Source organism: Streptomyces coeruleorubidus (assembly GCF_028885415.1).
Taxonomy (GTDB): domain Bacteria; phylum Actinomycetota; class Actinomycetes; order Streptomycetales; family Streptomycetaceae; genus Streptomyces; species Streptomyces coeruleorubidus_A.
Window position 1 is genome coordinate 4,895,092 of record NZ_CP118527.1, and the last position, 19,175, is coordinate 4,914,266.

A 19,175-nucleotide genomic window follows, 5' to 3' on the forward strand; every position below is an offset into this window, starting at 1 on the left:
ACATCAATGACACAGAGCCACATCTGGCCACTGCGGTGTCAGTGGGGACCGATAACTTACGTGGGTCTTATCTCGCGACATGTTCGCGTCACTCACCCATGTTCTAGGGGGACCCCCAAGTGACTACTCCGCCGCCCCAGGGCAACCCGTTCGCACAGGGCCAGCCCGCGGGTCAGCCCCAGGCCCCGTACCCGCCGCAGGGGGGCTATCCCCAGCAGCCCGGCCAGCCCGGCTTCCCGCCCCAGGGTGCGGCTCCGTACGCTCCGGTTCCGCCGCAGCCGACCGGCCGCAAGCTCAGCTTCAAGACCATCAAGAACATCGCCATCGTCATCGCGGTGGCGAGCATTGCCATCGGCGGCTACATAACCAGCCGGGACGACGCCAAGACGGCGGCCGTCGGCAGCTGCATGCACCGCGGCAGCACCAACGACAACAACCCGGACCTCGAAGTCGTCGAGTGCAGTGACGCGAAGGCCCAGTTCGTGGTGCTGGCCAAGATCGAGGGCGCGTACCTCACTAAGACCATGGCGTCGAGCAAGTGCGAGGCCGAAGCCAAGGACTTCCAGTACACGTACACCGAGAGCGGTGACGGCAAGGACTTCCTGCTCTGCCTGAAGGACAAGAAGTAGGGCAGACACAGCGAGGGGCGGTGTTTCACGTGAAACACCGCCCCTTGGCTCGTCTCCCGGGGGTCATGTTTCACGTGAAACATGACCCCGTTTCACAGCCTCAGCCCTCCTGCTCGGCCCACCACTCCTTGAGCGCGGCCACCGCGGAGTCATACTCCATCGGCCCGTTCTCCAAGCGCAGCTCCAGCATGTGCTTGTACGCACGGCCGATGACCGGGCCGGGACCGACACCGAGGACCTCCATGATCTGGTTGCCGTCGAGGTCGGGGCGGATCGAGTCCAGCTCCTCCTGCTCCTGAAGCTTGGCGATCCGCTCCTCCAGACCGTCGTACGCACGCGACAGGGCCGCCGCCTTGCGCTTGTTGCGCGTGGTGCAGTCCGAGCGAGTCAGCTTGTGGAGGCGGTCGAGGAGCGGGCCGGCGTCACGGACGTAGCGGCGGACCGCCGAGTCCGTCCACTCGCCGGTGCCGTAGCCGTGGAAGCGCAGGTGGAGTTCGACCAGACGTGAGACGTCCTTCACCAACTCGTTGGAGTACTTCAACGCCGTCATGCGCTTCTTGGTCATCTTCGCCCCGACCACCTCGTGGTGGTGGAACGAGACCCGGCCGTCCTTCTCGAAGCGACGCGTGCGGGGCTTGCCGATGTCGTGCAGCAGGGCGGCCAGGCGGAGGGTCAGGTCGGGACCGTCGTCCTCCAGCGCCATCGCCTGCTCCAGGACGATCAGCGAGTGGTCGTAGACATCCTTGTGCCGGTGGTGCTCGTCACGCTCCAGGCGCAGGGCCGGCAACTCGGGCAGCACGCGGTCGGCGAGGCCCGTCTCGACAAGCAGCGCCAAGCCCTTGCGCGGATACGGCGACAGGATCAGCTTGTTCAGCTCGTCGCGCACCCGCTCGGCCGAGACGATCTCGATACGCCCGGCCATCTCGTTCATCGCCGCGACCACCTCGGCGGCGACCTCGAAGTCGAGCTGAGCCGCGAAGCGCGCGGCCCGCATCATCCGCAGCGGATCGTCCGAGAAGGACTCCTCCGGGGTGCCAGGGGTACGCAGCACACGCGAAGCGAGATCCTCGAGCCCGCCGTGCGGATCGATGAACTCCTTCTCCGGCAGCGCGACGGCCATCGCGTTCACCGTGAAGTCACGGCGGACGAGGTCCTCCTCGATGGAGTCGCCGTACGACACCTCAGGCTTGCGCGAGGTCCGGTCGTACGCCTCCGACCGGTAGGTGGTCACCTCGATCTGAAAGCGTCGATCAGCGTCTCCGACGCGGGCATCCTTCTGCGCTCCGACCGTGCCGAAGGCGATCCCGACCTCCCAGACGGCGTCCGCCCACGGGCGCACGATCTTGAGTACGTCCTGGGGGCGGGCGTCGGTCGTGAAGTCCAGGTCGTTGCCGAGGCGGCCCAGCAGCGCGTCCCGGACCGAGCCGCCGACCAGGGCAAGTGAGAACCCGGCCTCCTGGAAGCGGCGGGCGAGGTCGTCGGCGACAGGAGCGACCCGCAGCAGTTCACTCACCGCGCGGTGCTGCACCTGACTCAGGGCGCTGGGCGTTTCTTCGTTGACGTTCGGCACAACAGAAGAGGGTACGTGGCCCGGGCCTCCCCGAGCTCCCCCTATTGCGCATGCAGACACATCCGTCAATACGCGCACAAGGGAGGCCCTTGAGATGGAGATGACCGCTCCCTGCCATACAGCGACATACCGGGCAGTGCGGTGCCGGGCCGCGATCTTGTGGAACGGACCGCGGCACTTCCCCTCAGCGCGCATCGTTACCATGCGTGGACGCACATTCCGACGACCACTGACGACGACGAGGGACGGGCGAGCGCGTGGCCGAGGCGGCAGACTTCCAGGGGACCAGTGCCTCACCTGCCCGCCGGTGGCTGCGGCGCACCGGGGCACTGCTCGCCGGTGCGCCCCTGCTGGCCGGACTCCTCCAGTTGCCCGCCGCGACGCCGGCGGACGCGGCAGGGCTGGAGTCCCCGCAGACTGCCTCCGGCGCGGGCTCGGTGTCCGTCGCTGTCGACTCGCTCAGCCCCAGCGCCCCCGCCGAGGGGGACACGGTGACCGTTGCGGGCACGGTGACCAACACGGGCAAGCAGCCGGTCACCGACGCCCATGTCGACCTGCGGGTGGGGCCCTCGCTCAACACCCGCTCCTCCATCGACGCCCTCGCCAAGAAGAGCGACGACGTCCAGGGCCCCGCCGGCGAGCCGGTCGGCGGCAAGTACACCGAGAAATTCTCCAAGCTCACCCCCGGCGTCGCGGAGCCCTTCACCATCTCCGTGCCGGTCGACGAGCTGGACCTCGGCCAGGACGGCGTCTACCAGCTGGCCGTCGCGCTCTCCGGTGAGACCGCCGCGCAGCCCTGGGACCAGGTTCTCGGCGTCCAGCGCACGTTCCTGCCGTGGCAGCCGGAGGAGGCCGGCACGAAGACGAAGACCACGTTCCTGTGGCCCCTCGTCTCCGATGTCCATATGACGGCTGAGACGGGGTCGAACGAGCAGCAGACGCCGGTCTTCAGCAACGACGACCTCGCCGAGGAGATCTCCCCCGGCGGCCGCCTCGAGCAGATGGTGTCGCTGGGCAAGGGCCTCGACATCACCTGGGTGATCGACCCGGACCTCCTGGCGTCCGTCGACGCGATGACGAAGAACTACCAGGTCAGGGGCGAGGACGGCGCCACCACCTCCGGCCGGCACCAGGCCGTCGCCAAGCAGTGGCTCTCCGAGCTCCAGCAGGCCGTGGCGGGCAAGGAGGTCGTCGCTCTGCCGTTCGGCGATCCGGACCTGGCCTCGCTCGCCCACCACGGCACGACCGTCACCGGCTCGCTGAGCCACCTCAAGGAGGCCACCGACGCCGTCGACAACACGGTGCAGACGATCCTCCACGTGAAACCGTCCACGGACTTCGCGTGGCCCGTGGACGGCGCCGTCGACCCGTCGATCATGAAGGTCGCGACCTCCGCGGGCGCCGACAAGGTGATCGCCCGCAGCGACAGCCTCCAGGACAACCTGTCGTACACGCCCTCCGCGGCCCGGCCCATCGGCGGCGGCACCACGGCTGTCGTCGCGGACTCCAGGATGTCCACGGCGTTCCAGGGCAACCTGACGAAGGCCTCCGCGTCCACGCTCGCCGTGCAGCGCTTCCTGGCCCAGAGCCTGACGCTCGGCCTCCAGACCGGCAAGCAGCGCAGCGTCGTCGTCGCCCCGCAGCGCACCCCCTCCGTGAACCAGGCGCAGGCGATGGCCGAGGCGCTGGGAGCCCTCCAGGGCGGGAACTGGTCCGAGTCGCAGGACCTCTCGGCAGCCGCCAAGGCCAAGCCGGACCCGGCGGCCAACAGGAAGGTGCCGCCCGCCTCCGCGTACCCCCCCTCGCTGAGCAAGCAGGAGCTGCCACGAGCCGCCTTCGAGCAGATCGCGAAGACACAGAAGAACCTCGACAACTTCAAGGTGATCCTCACCGACCAGTCCCGGGTGGTCACCCCCTTCGGGCGCGCCATGAACCGCGAGATGTCCACGTCGTGGCGTGGCCGGGGAGTCGAGGCGGCGGGGTACCGCCAAGACGTCGAGTCCTACCTCGACGGCCTGATCGACGGGGTCAAGCTGATCAAGAAGTCGGAGACCAAGCTCTCCGGCCGCAGCGCCATGATCCCGGTGACCGTCCAGAACAACCTGGTCCAGGGCGTCGAGCACCTGAAGCTGCGGCTCACGTCGCAGAACCCGACGCGACTCAAGATCGGCGGCAACGCCTACGAGGAGCGCCGGGTCGCGGTGAACGGCGGGCACAGCCAGTCGGTGAAGTTCACCACGTCCGCCAACGCGAACGGCCGTGCGAAGGTGGAGGCCCAGCTGTACACGGAGGACGGCCAGAAGTACGGCGAGCCCGTCACCTTCGACGTGAAGGTCACCGAGGTCACGCCCACCGTGATGCTGGTCATCGGCGGCGGCGTCCTGCTCCTGGTGCTCGCCGGCTTCCGTATGTACACCCAGCGCAAGCGCGCCGCCGCCCGCGAGGCCGCCGAGGACACCGCCGGGGAGACGGACGACGACGTCGACAACCCGGTCGGTGCTCCGCAGAACCCGGAAGCCCTGGGCGACCGTCTCAAGGAGGAGTCCGAGGACAGCTCGCGGGCAGACGCCCCGCAGCAGCCGAGTGACCCGGCCCCGGACACCGCACCGGAAAGCGCCGACCCGTCCGGCACGGGTGAGAGAGTGGACCGTTGAGATGTCGTGGCCGGTGGGCCCGGGACGATGAGGTGGGGTAACCATGAACGCGCCGTACGACGGTGACCACGGCCGTGGCGTGGGCAGCTCGGGCCACCCCGAGTCGGGCGGGCCCGAGGGCCCGCCGCCCGAGCACGGCCAGGTGCCGCCGCAGCCGCCCGCGGACATGTACCTCCAGGACGCCTACGCCCAGGACCCCTACCGGGCACAGGACCTCTCCGCCCAGGACCCGGTCGCCGAGGCGCGCTACGACCGCGCCGCGCACCCTCCGCCCCCTCCTGGCACATATGAGGCGCAGCAGCAGCTGTACGCCCAGCCGCCGCAGTCGCCGTACGCGCCCGACCCACGGGTGTGGGCCCAGACGCCCCCGCCGGAGCCGGAGGGCCCGACGCGGCACCTGCCGTACGGCGACGACGCCCGGACCACCCAGTTCGTGGGCGTGGACGACCTCGTCTCCCAGGCGGGTGAGCCGCGCCAGGAGCCGGACGCGTTCGCGCACCTCTTCCGGGACCAGCAGCAGGGCAGCGGCCACCCGTCCTACGAGTCGCCGTCGGTCCCCGGCCCGTCCCCGGCGCCGGGCCAGATGGCGCAGGGGCAGTACGCGGCGCAGGGGCAGTACCCGGCGCCAGGCCCCTACGCGGCGGGCCAGTACCCGGCTCCCGGCGAGACCGCGGCGACACCTGCGGTGGACGACACCCCCGCCCCGGAGCCCGCCGCCTCGCCCGCTCCGAAGAAGGGCGGCCGCGCCGCGGGCCTGATGAAGTCCAGCGCCGTGATGGCGGCGGGCACGATGGTCTCCCGCCTCACCGGCTTCATCCGCTCCGCGCTGATCGTGTCGGCCCTCGGCGTAGGTCTCCTCGGTGACACCTTCCAGGTCGCCTACCAGCTGCCGACGATGATCTACATCCTCACGGTCGGCGGCGGTCTCAACTCCGTCTTCGTGCCGCAGCTGGTCCGCGCCATGAAGGAGGACGAGGACGGCGGCGAGGCGTACGCCAACCGTCTGCTGACCCTCGTCATGGTGGCGCTCGGCACGCTCACCGCGCTCTCGATCTTCGGCGCGCCGCTCCTGATCCGCATGCTGTCCGACCCGGTCGCCAGCGACCCGGCGGCCAACCAGGTCGGCATCACCTTCGTCCAGTACTTCCTGCCCTCGATCTTCTTCATGGGCGTCCACGTGGTGATGGGGCAGATCCTCAACGCCCGCGGGAAGTTCGGCGCGATGATGTGGACCCCGGTCCTGAACAACATCGTCATCATCGTGACGCTGGGCATGTTCATCTACGTCTACGGCACCGCCGCCGACTCCGGGATGAAGGTCACCACCATCCCGCCGGAGGGCCAGCGCCTCCTCGGCATCGGCGTCCTGCTCGGGCTCGTGGTCCAGGCGCTGGCGATGATCCCCTACCTGCGCGAGACCGGGTTCCGGTTGCGGCTGCGCTTCGACTGGAAGGGCCAGGGCCTCGGCAAGGCCGTCACCCTCGCCAAGTGGACGGTCCTGTTCGTCCTTGCCAACCAGGCGGGCGCCATGATCGTCATCCAGCTGTCCACCGCGGCCGGCAAGGCCTCACCGGTCGACGGCACCGGCTTCGCCGCCTACGCCAACGCACAGCTCATCTGGGGCCTGCCCCAGGCCATCATCACGGTCTCCCTCATGGCCGCCCTGCTGCCGCGCCTGTCGCGCTCGGCGGTCGAGGGCGACGGCGGCGCCGTGCGCGACGACATCTCCCAGGGCCTGCGCAACACGGCGGTCGCCATCGTGCCGATCGCGTTCGGCTTCCTCTCGCTCGGCATCCCCATGTGCACGCTGATGTTCGGCTCCTCGGGCACCAGCGAGGCCACCAACATGGGCTTCATGCTGATGGCGTTCGGCCTCGGCCTGATTCCGTACTCCGTGCAGTACGTCGTCCTGCGAGCCTTCTACGCCTACGAGGACACCCGAACTCCCTTCTACAACACGGTCATCGTGGCTGCGGTCAACGCAGGCGCCTCGGCAATCTGCTACTTCGTCATCCCGTCGCGCTGGGCCGTGGTCGGCATGGCCGCCTCGTACGGCCTGGCCTACGCGATCGGCGTCGGCGTCGCCTGGCGCCGGCTGCGCAAGCGGCTGGGCGGGGACCTCGACGGCGCCCGTGTCCTGCGGACCTACGCCCGGCTGTGCATCGCGTCGATCCCGGCAGCCCTGCTCAGCGGCGCGGCCTGCTACGGCATCGGCCGCACGCTCGGCCAGGGCGTCGTGGGCTCGCTCGCCGCGGTGCTGGCGGGTGGTGTCGTTCTGCTCGGGATCTTCTTCGTCGCCGCCCGCCGCATGCGCATCGAGGAACTCAACTCGCTGGTCGGCATGGTCCGCGGACGCCTGGGACGCTGAGTCGGGAGGGAGAGGCGCACAACCATCGTCAGCCACCGCGTGTCGTGCATAGCGGCGGACTGTGGGCACAATTGGTTTCGGCGCCGGACGGCGTGCAACGGATGCCGGGCGGCGCGCAATGGATGGGGAGGCAGGAACGACGGTGGCGGAACGGAGTACGGCTGCCGTCGACGTGGCAGACAACAGCGACGAGTCGTCGCTGACCGCACAGGCGGACCAGTCCACGGCCGACGGGGTGGCCAAGAACCGGGAGCGGGACACGGACAGCGACGAGGTACAGGAGAGCACCCGGACCGACGGTCCCGGGAAGACCTCGCCGCCTGAACTGCACAGTGGGCACAAACTCGCCAGACGCTACCGCCTCGAGGAGTGCGTCACCCGTCTGGACGGTTTCAGCAGTTGGCGTGCCGTGGACGAGAAGCTCCGCCGTGCCGTCGGCGTGCACATTCTGCCCGCGGACCACTCACGGGCCCGGTCCGTCCTGGCCGCCGCCCGCTCCTCCGCCCTGCTGGGCGACCCGCGCTTCGTCCAGGTGCTGGACGCGGTGGAGGAGAACGACCTCGTCTACGTCGTCCACGAGTGGCTCCCGGACGCGACGGAACTGACCACGCTCCTCGCCTCCGGACCGCTGGAGCCGTACGACGCCTACCAGATGGTCAGCCAGATCTCCTCCGCCATGGCCGCCGCCCATCGCGAGGGCCTCGCCCATCTACGGCTGAACCCCAATGCCGTCCTGCGTACCTCGACCGGCCAGTGGCGCATCCGCGGACTCGCGGTGAACGCCGCGCTGCGGGGCGTCGCGTCCGACACCCCGCAGCGCGCCGACACCGAGGCCATCGGCGCCCTGCTGTACGCGGCGCTCACCCAGCGCTGGCCGTACGAGAGCGACGCCTACGGGCTGTCCGGCCTGCCGAAGGACATCGGCCTGATCGCGCCCGACCAGGTGCGTGCCGGTGTGCACCGCGGCCTTTCCGAACTCTCCATGCGCGCGCTCATCAACGACGGCGCCACCGCCTCCCGCCACGAGTCGCCGTGCACCACGCCGGAGGAGCTGGTGAAGGCGATCGGCGAGATGCCTCGCATCCGCCCGCCGGAGCCGGCGTTCACCGCCCCGCCCGAGTACCAGCGCACGTCGTACCAGCAGGGCACGTACGGCCGCCAGGCCCCGCGCCCCGGTGCCACCCAGCCGGTCCCGACCCCGCCGCCCCCGTTGCAGAGCCGTACGGGCAAGGCCCTGAAGTGGGCCGTGTCCGCGCTCCTCATCGCCGCGCTGGGCCTCGGCAGCTGGCAGCTGGCGGACGCGCTGATGGACCAGGGCGGCAAGGCCGACGACCCGAACCAGACCCAGCACAACGAGGACAGCGACAAGAACGAGAATTCTCCGGCACCGAAGCCGATCGCCATCAAGGACTCCGAGGAGTACGTCGCGAAGGGCGATGCCCAGCACGCCTCCGACGTGAGCAAGACCTACGACGGCAACACGTCCACGGGCTGGCGTACCAGCAGCTACCTTGACGGCCCGAAGATGGTGATAAAGCCCGGTGTCGGCATCGTCTACGACCTCGGGTCCGAGAAGGAAGTCTCGGCCGCGACTCTCTCGCTGCGGTACGGCGGCGACCACACCACGGTCGAGCTGTACGCGACCGACTCCCTGGGGTCGTCCACACCGCTGAGTTCCATGAAGGAGCTGGGTGAGGTGACGACGAGCAGCACCTCCGCGAAGGTGACCGTCGACAAGCCTGAGAAGAGCCGCTACCTCCTGGTTTGGCTGACGGCCCTGCCGTACTCCGGCGACGACCCCGCCAACTACAGCAACCCGGGCTACAAGCAGGCCATCACCGAAGTGAAGTTCACGGGCTGAGAGCCGACAGAGGGGAGGGGGTTCGATGGCGGACCGCGCCGAGCACGGCGGTGTAAGTGATCAGGACCTCCTCGCCCGGCATGTCGAGGGTGACCCCGACGCCTTCGGTGAGATCGTGCGGCGGCACCGCGACCGTCTCTGGGCCGTCGCCCTGCGGACGCTCGGAGACCGCGAGGAGGCCGCTGACGCGGTGCAGGACGCCCTCGTTTCCGCCTACCGGGCCGCCCATACCTTCCGGGGCCAGTCGGCCGTCACGACGTGGCTGCACAGGATCACGGTGAACGCCTGCCTGGACCGCGCCCGCAAGGTCGCCTCCCGCAAGACCTCTCCCGTCGACGACACCGAGCGCCTGGAGCAGCTGCTGGAGCCGCACGAGTCGGCTTCGGCGCCCGCCGAGCGCAATGATCTCCACCGGCAGCTCATCGAAGCCCTGGGGACCCTGCCGACCGACCAGCGGGCGGCGCTCGTCCTGGTGGACATGCAGGGCTACCCGGTCGCGGAGGCGGCCCGGATCCTCGACGTGCCGACCGGCACGGTGAAGAGCCGATGTGCGCGCGGCAGAGCCAGACTCCAGCCGCTGCTGACCCATCTCCGGCCGGCCAACAGCGGTGAGAGCAAGAAGCCGGGCGGAGAGCGGAACCGGACGCAAGGGCCAGCCGTCCCACCCGCAGCGGGACCGCGCCGAGCGGAACCACCGGACACAGGACCCAGCGACCCAGCGGCAGTGAAGGGCGGAGGTGGACGAGCGTGACGTCGACGACAGACATGGCCGGGCACCCGGACGTCGCCGAGATCTCCGACCTCGCCGAGGGCGTCCTCCCACCGTCCCGGAGCACCGACGTACGCCGGCATCTGGACGGGTGCGAGCTCTGCGCGGACGTCTACGCGTCCCTGGAGGAGATCCGCGGGCTGCTCGGCACGCTGCCGGGCCCGCCACGCATGCCCGCCGATGTCGCAGGCCGCATCGATGCCGCCCTCGCCGCCGAGGCCCTGCTGAACGCCACGGGGCCGGAGGCCGCAGAGAGCCAGACACCGGTGAGTGCTCCTCGTTCCCCGTCCGAGGACGACAGCGATGCGCATGTTTCACGTGAAACATCGACGCCCGCCGACCGACCCGCCGGGCGTCCCCGCTCTTCCACCACCGGCCCGGGGCGCAAGGACCGCACGCGGAACGGGCGTCGGAGGATCGCCGTCCTGGGGACCGTCTTCACCGTCGCCGCCCTGGGACTGGGCTCCGTCCTGCTGTCGTCGCTGGGCGACGGCAAGCCGTCGAATGACACGGCGGGTGCACAGCAGACCGCCCCCGCGGACACCTTCTCCGAGGGGAAACTCGAGAAGCAGGTCACCGATCTCCTGACCGAGAAGCAGAGCAAGAAGGGCGGCTCACGCACTCCCTTCGGCGCGGCAACCGCCCCCGGCACCGACCATCCCCAGGTCTTCAAGGCGCCCACAGTGCCCGGCTGCGTCCGCGACGGCATCGGGCGCAAGGACACAGCCCTTGCTGTCGAGAACGGCAGGTATCAGGGGAAGAAGGCCATGCTGGTGTTGCTCCCCGACGCTTCCGACGCCACTCGGGTCACCGCCTACATCGTCGACGCGACGTGTGTGGATCACTCGGCGACGACCGCCGCGGGCAAGGTCCTTCTTCAGCGCTCGTACCCGTCCGCCTGAGACACGTCTGCCTCTTCATCCTGCGCGGTACCCCACACAGGGCCGCTTCTCCGTGTGCCCGGACACAGCGGGAATGCGCGCCCCTTAGGATCCGTTGGGTGGGGTGAGAGTTCCGAGAGGAACTCCCACCGGTCGAACGACGCAGTCCAGAGACGAGGAATCAAGCCGTGAGCGACGTCCGTAACGTGATCATCATCGGCTCCGGGCCCGCCGGCTACACGGCGGCGCTCTACACCGCGCGCGCGTCGCTGAAGCCACTGGTGTTCGAGGGCGCCGTCACCGCCGGCGGTGCGCTCATGAACACCACCGACGTCGAGAACTTCCCTGGCTTCCAGGACGGCATCATGGGCCCCGAGCTCATGGACAACATGCGCGCCCAGGCGGAGCGCTTCGGGGCCGAGCTCATCCCGGACGACATCGTCAACGTCGACCTGACCGGTGAGATCAAGACCGTCACGGACACGTCCGGTACCGTCCACCGGGCCAAGGCCGTCATCGTCGCCACCGGCTCGCAGCACCGCAAGCTCGGTCTGCCGAACGAGGACGCCCTCTCCGGCCGTGGGGTGTCCTGGTGCGCCACCTGTGACGGGTTCTTCTTCAAGGACCAGGACATCGCCGTGATCGGTGGTGGCGACACCGCCATGGAGGAGGCCACCTTCCTCTCGCGGTTCGCCAAGTCCGTGACCGTCGTCCACCGCCGCGACACGCTGCGCGCATCCAAGGCCATGCAGGAGCGCGCCTTCGCCGACCCCAAGATCACGTTCGTGTGGGACAGCGAGGTCGCCGAGATCCAGGGCGACCAGAAGCTCTCCGGCCTGAAGCTGCGCAACCTCAAGACCGGCGAGCTTTCGGACCTGCCGGTGACCGGTCTCTTCATCGCTATCGGCCACGACCCCCGCACCGAGCTCTTCAAGGGTCAGCTCGACCTGGACGACGAGGGCTACCTGAAGGTGGACGCGCCGTCGACACGCACCAACCTGACCGGTGTCTTCGGTGCCGGCGACGTGGTCGACCACACCTACCGTCAGGCGATCACCGCAGCAGGGACCGGCTGCTCCGCCGCTCTCGACGCCGAGCGCTACCTCGCCGCCCTCGCGGACGAGGAGCAGCCCGAGCCCGAGAAGACCGCTGTCTGACCCCTCTCCCTACCCGCCCCACGCACCAAACAGTTAAGGAGCCCGCCGTGGCCGGCACCCTGAAGAATGTGACCGACGACTCCTTCGAGCAGGACGTCCTCAAGAGCGACAAGCCCGTCCTGGTGGACTTCTGGGCCGCCTGGTGCGGTCCATGCCGCCAGATCGCGCCGTCCCTCGAGGCGATCGCCTCCGAGTACGGCGACAAGATCGAGGTCGTCAAGCTGAACATCGACGAGAACCCGGGTACGGCCGCCAAGTACGGCGTCATGTCCATCCCGACCCTGAACGTCTACCAGGGTGGCGAGGTCGCCAAGACCATCGTGGGCGCCAAGCCGAAGGCCGCGATCGTTCGCGACCTCGAGGAGTTCATCGCCGAGTGAACCGGCGGAGCCGTCTGAGCGACGGTGCGTGTTTCACGTGAAACACGAATGGGCCAGCCCGGAAGGGTTGGCCCATTCGTTTGACTGCTTCCTCTACAGCGGCCGCAGTGCCGGCTCCTTCTGTACGGCTCCCAGGAGCCGGTCCAGCGCCATCTCGACGTCTTCCTTCCAGGAAAGCGTCGACCGCAGTTCCAGCCTCAGCCGGGGATAGGTGGGGTGCTGCCGGACCGTCTTGAAGCCCACCGCCAGGAGATGGTCGGCGGGCAACACACAGGCCGGTTCCTTCCAGCGCGCGTCTCCGAACGCCTCGATCGCCTTGAACCCGCGCCGCAGCAGATCCTTGGCGACCGTCTGAACCATCACCCGGCCGAGCCCCTGCCCCTGGTACCCCGGCACGATGAACGCGGTCATCAGCTGAACCGCGTCGGGGGAGACGGGACTCGTGGGGAACGCCGCGGAGCGGGGGACATAGGCGGGAGGGGCGTAGAGCACGAAGCCCACCGGTACGTCGTCGACGTACACGACACGACCGCAGGATCCCCAGTCCAGCAGAACGGCCGAGATCCAGGCTTCCTTCTCCAGAGCGGACTCGCCCGCCTTTACCGCGGCCTCACTGCTGACCGGATCAAGCTCCCAGAAGACACACGAGCGACAGCGCTTGGGAAGGTCCTGAAGGTTGTCCAACGTGAGCGGTACGAGCCGGCGCCCCATGAAGGCTGTTCCTCGCTTCCTTGGCCTGCCGCGTCGCGGGCGGCTGTCAGAGCGCTCCGTTCCCTGAGGAGACTGCCGATGAATCCACCGACCGCCCCCAGCCCCAAACCGGCGCTCACCAGTCCAGTGCGGCTCATCGTTCGCATGGCCCCTGCCTTCCTCTGAGAGGTGCTGCCGGGTGGTTGCGCCGTATCCGATCGCATCGTATCCACGATGCGATTCCATCGATACCGCCAGAAAGGAAAGAGCGGGCCACGTTCCGGCACACACCGGACATGGCCCGCTCTGTCATCCACAACAGAGGCTCCTGCCGGAGGCTCAGGACTCGCTCTCCTCGGAGTCGCCCTCCAAGAGGCTCTTCTGCAGAACCGGTCCCTCACCCGGAGCGAGTGAGCCGAGGATCCGCTCAAGGTCCTCCATCGAGGCGAACTCGACGGTGATCTTGCCCTTCTTCTGGCCCAGATCGACCTTCACCCGCGTCTCGAAGCGGTCCGAGAGCCGCGTGGCGAGCTCGGACAGCGCGGGAGAGACACGAGCACCGGCACGCGGGCCCTTGGGCCGCTGGGCCTTCTGGGGACGTGAACCCATCAGGGTCACGATCTCCTCGACGGCCCGCACCGACAGGCCCTCGGCCACGATGCGGTGGGCCAGCCTGTCCTGCTCCTCCGAGTCCTCGACGGACAGCAGGGCCCGCGCGTGGCCGGCGGAGAGCACTCCGGCGGCGACCCGGCGCTGCACCGCTGGCGAGAGCTTCAGCAGACGCAGGGTGTTGGAGACCTGCGGGCGGGATCGGCCGATGCGGTCCGCCAGCTGGTCGTGCGTGCAGTTGAAGTCCCGCAGCAACTGGTCATAGGCGGCTGCCTCTTCCAGCGGGTTCAGCTGGGCACGGTGCAGGTTCTCCAGCAGAGCGTCCAGAAGGAGCTTCTCGTCCTCCGTGGCCCGCACGATCGCCGGGATCGCCTCCAGCCCCGCCTCGCGGCAGGCCCGCCAGCGGCGCTCGCCCATGATGAGCTCGTAGTGGGCGGGACCCACCTGCCGTACGACGACCGGCTGGAGGAGCCCCACTTCCTTGATGGAGGTGATGAGCTCGGCCAGCGCGTCCTCGTCGAAGACCTCACGCGGCTGCCGCGGGTTCGGCGTGATGGAGTCGAGGGGGATCTCGGCGAAGTGCGCACCGATGGGCGCCGCAGGTGCGGCGGGAGCAGTGGGCTGCGCCGGCTCCTCTGTTTCACGTGAAACAGTCGGCAGCGTCGCCACCTTCGCTGCGGCCACCCCACGGTCGTTCGGCAGCACGGGCACTGCCGCGGGAGATGGGGAAGCGGCGCCCGCCGCCGCAGCCTGGGCTACCGACTTCTCCGTCGGCGCAGCAGGGATCAGTGCGCCGAGACCACGGCCCAGCCCCCTCCGTCGCTCGCTCACTGGATGCCCTCCACCATGCTCGGGTCGTTCTGCTGTGCGCCGATGTGGGCGTGCGTGGCGTCATAGCTGATGCCAACGCCCTTCAGCGCGATCTCGCGTGCCGCCTCAAGGTAAGAGAGGGCACCGCTTGATCCAGGATCGTAAGTCAGGACCGTCTGCCCGTAACTCGGCGCCTCGGAGATACGGACGGACCTGGGAATGCTCGTCCGCAGCACCTCGTCGCCGAAGTGGGTGCGCACCTCTTCCGCGACCTGGGACGCGAGGCGCGTCCGGCCGTCGTACATGGTGAGCAGGATCGTCGACACGTGCAGGGCAGGGTTGAGGTGCCCCCGCACCAGATCGACGTTACGCAACAACTGACCCAAGCCTTCCAGCGCGTAGTACTCGCACTGGATCGGGATCAGAACCTCCTGGCCAGCCACCAACGCATTGACCGTCAGGAGGCCGAGCGAGGGCGGACAGTCGATGAGGATGTAGTCCAGCGGCTGCTCGTACGCCTGGATGGCGCGCTGCAGCCGGCTCTCCCGTGCCACCAGGGACACCAGCTCGATCTCCGCACCGGCGAGATCGATCGTGGCAGGGGCACAGAAGAGGCCCTCGACATCGGGGACCGGCTGGACGACCTCGGAGAGCGGCTTGCTCTCCACCAACACGTCGTAGATGGAAGGAACTTCGGCGTGATGGTCGATGCCCAGCGCGGTGGACGCATTGCCCTGTGGGTCGAGGTCGACCACCAGAACCCGGCCACCGTGCAGGGCCAGTGATGCGGCGAGGTTGACGGTTGTCGTCGTCTTGCCCACACCGCCCTTCTGGTTGGCGACCACCATGATTCGGGTCTGCTCGGGCCGTGGCAGGCCCTCGCCGGCGCGGCCTAGAGCCTCCACCGCCAATTGGGCAGCACGACCGATGGGAGTGTCGTCCATCGGAGGCGGTGTTTCACGTGAAACATCCGCCCCCATCGACTCGGTACGGGGACCGGGGACCGGATCGGTCATCGGTCCCGCGATGTTGGCGTCGGACCGCAAGGATTCACTCTCCTCGACTTCAGGCTCGCAATGAACAGAGCCTCCCATGTCTTCGGGGTCGTGAACCAGTGAGGCCTTCCGTTCTGTGGAGAAATCCACCTCTGTGGACAACTCAGTTCCCTCATCGAGTGACCCGAGAGGCTTACGGTCGCGGGGTTCGGCCGCAGCGCGGCCACGACTGATGATGCCGTGCAGCAGTGAGCGACGTTTCACGTGAAACACGATGCACAGCAGTCGAGGCCGGATTGTCGCGACACTCCGGCATGCATAGGTTTGGCAGCTTGTGTGGAGTACGTCTCGTCGTCAGGACGGATCAGCGTCGTCGGGCCGGATCAGTGTCCCCAGGATGGATCAGCGTCGTCGGCGGGCACGTCCCGTGCGAGCCGCCTTGGCACGCTTCGCGGCGAAGCGCACACCTCCGGGGCTCTCCCCGACCTCGACCCGTACGACCGTGGACATCGGGTCCACCACGCCCTCACCGACATGCAGGATGGACGTCTCCACTGCACCCAGCTTGCTCAGGGCCGCCGACGCGCTCTTCAGCTCCTCCTCGGCGGCGTCGCCCTTGAGCGCGAGCATCTCCCCGTACGGCCGAAGCAGCGGGATACCCCACGTGGCGAGGCGGTCGAGGGGAGCGACGGCTCGGGCCGTCACGACGTGGACGGGCTGGATCTTCCCCATGACCTCCTCGGCCCGGCCGCGCACGACGGTCACATGATCGAGGCCGAGCAGTTCCACGACCTCGGTGAGGAAGTTGGTACGCCGCAGCAGAGGCTCCAACAGCGTGATCTTCAGGTCCTCCCGGACCAGCGCCAGCGGAATGCCGGGGAGGCCGGCGCCCGAGCCGACATCGCACACCGTCACGCCCTCGGGCACGACCTCCGAGAGCACCGCGCAGTTCAGCAGGTGCCGCTCCCACAGGCGGGGCACTTCACGCGGGCCGATGAGACCGCGCTGCACGCCCGTCTCAGCGAGCAGCTCGGCATACCGCACCGCATCCGCGAAGCGATCACCGAACACCTCGCGCGCCTGCTCGGGCGCGGGGGGAAGCTCCGCTGCCTCCGTCACGGGGGACCGTCCTTCCGTACCGCGTCAGCGCACCGAGCGCCGACACCAGAACCACCAGAACTATCAGGCTGACAAAGTTCGGCCCCGCCTGCGCAACAGACGGGGCCGGGAACGTAGAAACCGATCAGGCAGGAAGCACGACGACGAAGCGCTGCGGCTCCTCGCCCTCGGATTCGCTGCGCAGGCCCGCGGCCTTGACCGCGTCGTGCACGACCTTGCGCTCGAACGGCGTCATCGGGTCCAGCCTCACGGCCTCGCCGCTGCTCTTGGCCTCGGCGGCGGCCTTGGCGCCCAGCTCGGACAGCTCGGAGCGCTTCCGGGCGCGGTATCCCGCGATGTCGAGCATCAGACGGCTGCGGTCACCGGTCTCCCGGTGCACGGCCAGACGGGTGAGCTCCTGGAGTGCCTCCAGCACCTCACCGTCACGGCCGACCAGCTTCTGCAGGTCGCGGCTGCCTGTGTCGCTGATGATCGAGACAGAGGCACGGTCGGCCTCGACGTCCATGTCGATGTCGCCGTCGAGGTCGGCGATGTCGAGCAGACCCTCCAGGTAGTCCGCCGCGATCTCGCCCTCCTGCTCCAGGCGGGTCAGGGTGTCTGCACCCTCGGCAGCGGCGGAGGTGGTGCCTTCCGTCACGGGATGAACTCCTTCTTACTTCTTGGACGGGGACTTGGGCCGCTGCGGACCCTTGCGCTGTCCGGACTGGGCCTTGCTGCGGGCACCGCTGCCGGACTTCGCGCCGCCCTTCTTGGCAGCGGCGGCGGGCTTGGCGTCCTCGGGCTCGTCGGACTTGGTGAGCGACGTCTTCGGCTCGGAGTCACCGGCCGCCTTCGCTGCGCCGGACTGCCGCTGAGCCTTGGTCTGCCGCTTGGGCTGCTGGCGCTTCGCCGTGCCGGTGGTCGGCGTACCGTCCTCGGCTTCGACGGCGGCTACGATGTCGCTCTTGATCACGGTGCCGTCAGCCTGGGCGGCGAGGCCGGCCTTGCTCAGGCCGTTGATGAACTTGCGCTCGAACTCGTTGCGGTCGCGTCCCTTGGCGACGATCGCCTTGACGATGACCTTGTCACGGCGCCGGCTGACCTTGCTGTGCTGCGTGACGTGCTTGTGCAGGCGCTCCAGGTACGCGGCCTGGGCCTTGGAACCCGGGGTCGGGTTGTTGTGGATGACGTACATCTGCTGGCCCATGGTCCACACGTTGGTGGTCAGCCAGTAGACGAGGACACCGACGGGGAAGTTGATACCGAAGACGGCGAACATGATCGGGAAGACGTACATCAGCATCTTCTGCTGCTGCATGAACGGCGTCTTCACCGTGGTGTCGATGTTCTTCGTCATCAGCTGGCGCTGCGTGAAGAACTGCGACGCCGACATCAGGACGATCATGACGGCGGTGACCACGCGGACGTCGGTGAGGGAGGCACCGAGTGCTTCCACCTTCGACGAGCTGTCGGTGAACTTCACCGCGAGCGGCGCACCGACGATGTGCGCCTTCTGCGCGCTCTCCAGAAGGCTGGTGTTGATCACGCCGATGGTGTCGTTCGACGCGATGCTGTTCAGCACGTGGTACAGGGCGAAGAAGAACGGGGACTGCGCCAGGATGGGAAGGCACGAGGACAGCGGGTTGGTACCCGTGTCCTTGTACAGCTTCATCATCTCTTCGGACTGACGCTGCTTGTCGTTCTTGTAGCGCTCCTGGATCTTCTTCATCTCGGGCTGGAGCGTCTGCATGGCCCGGGTCGCCTTGATCTGCTTCACGAAGAGCGGGATCAGGCAGATACGGATCAGGATCACCAGGGACACGATCGACAGGCCCCAGGCCCACCCGGTGTCAGGCCCGAAGAGGGCGCCGTACACCGAGTGGAACTGGACGATGACCCAGGAGACGGGTGTGGTGATGAAGCTGAAGAGGCTGGCAATCGTGTCCACTAATCATGCTCCTTGGGCATGGGACGGTGTCTCTGCGGCCGGGCTCGAAGGACTGGACCGACTTGTGGGAGAAGTCTGTCCCTCGGTGGCCGGGACGGCGACGGAGGGCCCGCCCTTGCGTGCACGCCACGCGTTACGCAGCATTTCGTGCCACCGCGGGCGCTTGCGCGGCGGGACATGGTCCACACCGCCCAGCGACCACGGATTGCAGCGAAGGATGCGCCAGGCCGTGAGTGCCGTTCCCTTGATGGCACCGTGCCGGTCGATGGCCGTGAAGCCGTAGTGGGAGCACGACGGGTAGTACTTGCAGACCGGCCCGAGCAGCGGACTGATCGTCCACTGGTAGAGCTTGATCAGAGCAAGCAGCGGGTACTTCATCGCGCGCCCCCTCCCAGCAGCCGCTGGAGGGCGGCATCCAGGTCTCGGGCCAGCTGTGCATGGTCGGCGTCGCCCGCACCGGGCAGCGCTCGTACCACTACCAGGCTACCGGGGGGCAGCTGGGCGACTCGGTCGCGCATCAGGTGGCGAAGCCTGCGCTTCACTTTGTTGCGTACGACCGCACCGCCCACGGCTTTGCTCACGACGAAACCCGCACGCGTCGGGGGAGCGCTCTCCCCAGGCGCATGCGGGTCCGTGGCACCGCTTCGAAGGTGGACGACGAGGTACGGGCGTCCAGCCCGGCGTCCTCGCCGTACCGCGGTCGCGAAGTCCTCGCGCCGCCTCAGCCGGTTCTCGGTGGGCAGCACGATGTCATGA

17 protein-coding genes are annotated in these 19,175 nt (G+C 68.5%); 8 read left to right on the forward strand and 9 right to left on the reverse strand.

Going from position 1 to position 19,175, the window contains the following annotated elements:
* Positions 1-119 precede the first annotated feature (119 nt).
* A complete protein-coding gene (locus PV963_RS22785) occupies positions 120-629 on the forward strand; it encodes an LppU/SCO3897 family protein (RefSeq protein WP_274817600.1) in 510 nt (169 codons plus the stop codon).
* 100 nt (positions 630-729) lie between these two features.
* Here PV963_RS22785 and PV963_RS22790 read toward each other — a convergent pair whose 3' ends face one another.
* Positions 730-2,199, reverse strand: a complete 1,470-nt coding sequence (locus tag PV963_RS22790) for a CCA tRNA nucleotidyltransferase (protein ID WP_274817601.1) — start codon at positions 2,197-2,199, stop codon at positions 730-732.
* Between the two features lie 257 nt (positions 2,200-2,456).
* Here PV963_RS22790 and PV963_RS22795 point away from each other — a divergent pair, with 257 nt between their 5' ends.
* The 7 genes from PV963_RS22795 to trxA all read left to right on the forward strand — a co-directional run bounded on the left by PV963_RS22795 (position 2,457) and on the right by trxA (position 12,269).
* Entirely contained in the window at positions 2,457-4,853 is a 2,397-nt protein-coding gene (locus tag PV963_RS22795; protein ID WP_274817602.1) for a DUF6049 family protein, read from the forward strand.
* A gap of 43 nt (positions 4,854-4,896) precedes the next feature.
* Positions 4,897-7,221, forward strand: coding sequence for a murein biosynthesis integral membrane protein MurJ (gene murJ, locus PV963_RS22800; protein WP_274817603.1), 2,325 nt, complete (start codon positions 4,897-4,899; stop codon positions 7,219-7,221).
* 142 nt (positions 7,222-7,363) lie between these two features.
* Positions 7,364-9,082 carry a protein kinase family protein gene (locus tag PV963_RS22805; protein WP_274817604.1) on the forward strand — a complete coding sequence of 573 codons (1,719 nt, stop codon included), beginning with the start codon at positions 7,364-7,366 and terminating at the stop codon, positions 9,080-9,082.
* Between the two features lie 25 nt (positions 9,083-9,107).
* Complete coding sequence (gene sigM / locus PV963_RS22810; protein ID WP_274817605.1) at positions 9,108-9,833, forward strand: RNA polymerase sigma factor SigM; 726 nt, start codon at positions 9,108-9,110, stop codon at positions 9,831-9,833.
* Positions 9,830-10,753 (forward strand): anti-sigma factor family protein, encoded by a 924-nt coding sequence (locus tag PV963_RS22815; protein ID WP_274817606.1) that lies wholly within the window; start codon positions 9,830-9,832, stop codon positions 10,751-10,753. Before sigM ends, PV963_RS22815 begins: the two co-directional genes overlap by 4 nt.
* Positions 10,754-10,920: 167 nt before the next feature.
* Entirely contained in the window at positions 10,921-11,889 is a 969-nt protein-coding gene (trxB, locus tag PV963_RS22820) for a thioredoxin-disulfide reductase (RefSeq protein ID WP_274817607.1), read from the forward strand.
* Between the two features lie 47 nt (positions 11,890-11,936).
* Entirely contained in the window at positions 11,937-12,269 is a 333-nt protein-coding gene (gene trxA, locus PV963_RS22825) for a thioredoxin (protein WP_010032728.1), read from the forward strand.
* Positions 12,270-12,362: 93 nt separating this feature from the next.
* Here the strand turns inward: trxA and PV963_RS22830 are convergent, their stop codons facing one another.
* The 8 genes from PV963_RS22830 to rnpA form a co-directional block, all read right to left on the reverse strand.
* The gene (locus tag PV963_RS22830) at positions 12,363-12,980 is read right to left on the reverse strand and encodes a GNAT family N-acetyltransferase (protein WP_274817608.1); all 618 of its coding nucleotides are present in this window, start codon (positions 12,978-12,980) and stop codon (positions 12,363-12,365) included.
* Between the two features lie 318 nt (positions 12,981-13,298).
* Positions 13,299-14,399 carry a ParB/RepB/Spo0J family partition protein gene (locus PV963_RS22835; RefSeq protein WP_274817609.1) on the reverse strand — a complete coding sequence of 367 codons (1,101 nt, stop codon included), beginning with the start codon at positions 14,397-14,399 and terminating at the stop codon, positions 13,299-13,301.
* The gene (locus PV963_RS22840) at positions 14,396-15,472 is read right to left on the reverse strand and encodes a ParA family protein (RefSeq protein ID WP_078945117.1); all 1,077 of its coding nucleotides are present in this window, start codon (positions 15,470-15,472) and stop codon (positions 14,396-14,398) included. Before PV963_RS22840 ends, PV963_RS22835 begins: the two co-directional genes overlap by 4 nt.
* A gap of 303 nt (positions 15,473-15,775) precedes the next feature.
* Positions 15,776-16,492: a 16S rRNA (guanine(527)-N(7))-methyltransferase RsmG gene (gene rsmG / locus PV963_RS22845; protein WP_274817610.1), complete on the reverse strand. Its 717-nt coding sequence runs from the start codon at positions 16,490-16,492 to the stop codon at positions 15,776-15,778.
* A gap of 124 nt (positions 16,493-16,616) precedes the next feature.
* Complete coding sequence (locus PV963_RS22850) at positions 16,617-17,129, reverse strand: protein jag (RefSeq protein WP_274817611.1); 513 nt, start codon at positions 17,127-17,129, stop codon at positions 16,617-16,619.
* A gap of 15 nt (positions 17,130-17,144) precedes the next feature.
* Complete coding sequence (gene yidC, locus PV963_RS22855; protein WP_274817612.1) at positions 17,145-18,419, reverse strand: membrane protein insertase YidC; 1,275 nt, start codon at positions 18,417-18,419, stop codon at positions 17,145-17,147.
* 3 nt (positions 18,420-18,422) lie between these two features.
* The gene (gene yidD / locus PV963_RS22860) at positions 18,423-18,797 is read right to left on the reverse strand and encodes a membrane protein insertion efficiency factor YidD (protein ID WP_274817613.1); all 375 of its coding nucleotides are present in this window, start codon (positions 18,795-18,797) and stop codon (positions 18,423-18,425) included.
* A complete protein-coding gene (gene rnpA / locus PV963_RS22865; RefSeq protein ID WP_010032713.1) occupies positions 18,794-19,165 on the reverse strand; it encodes a ribonuclease P protein component in 372 nt (123 codons plus the stop codon). Before rnpA ends, yidD begins: the two co-directional genes overlap by 4 nt.
* Between the last annotated feature and the right edge of the window lie 10 nt (positions 19,166-19,175).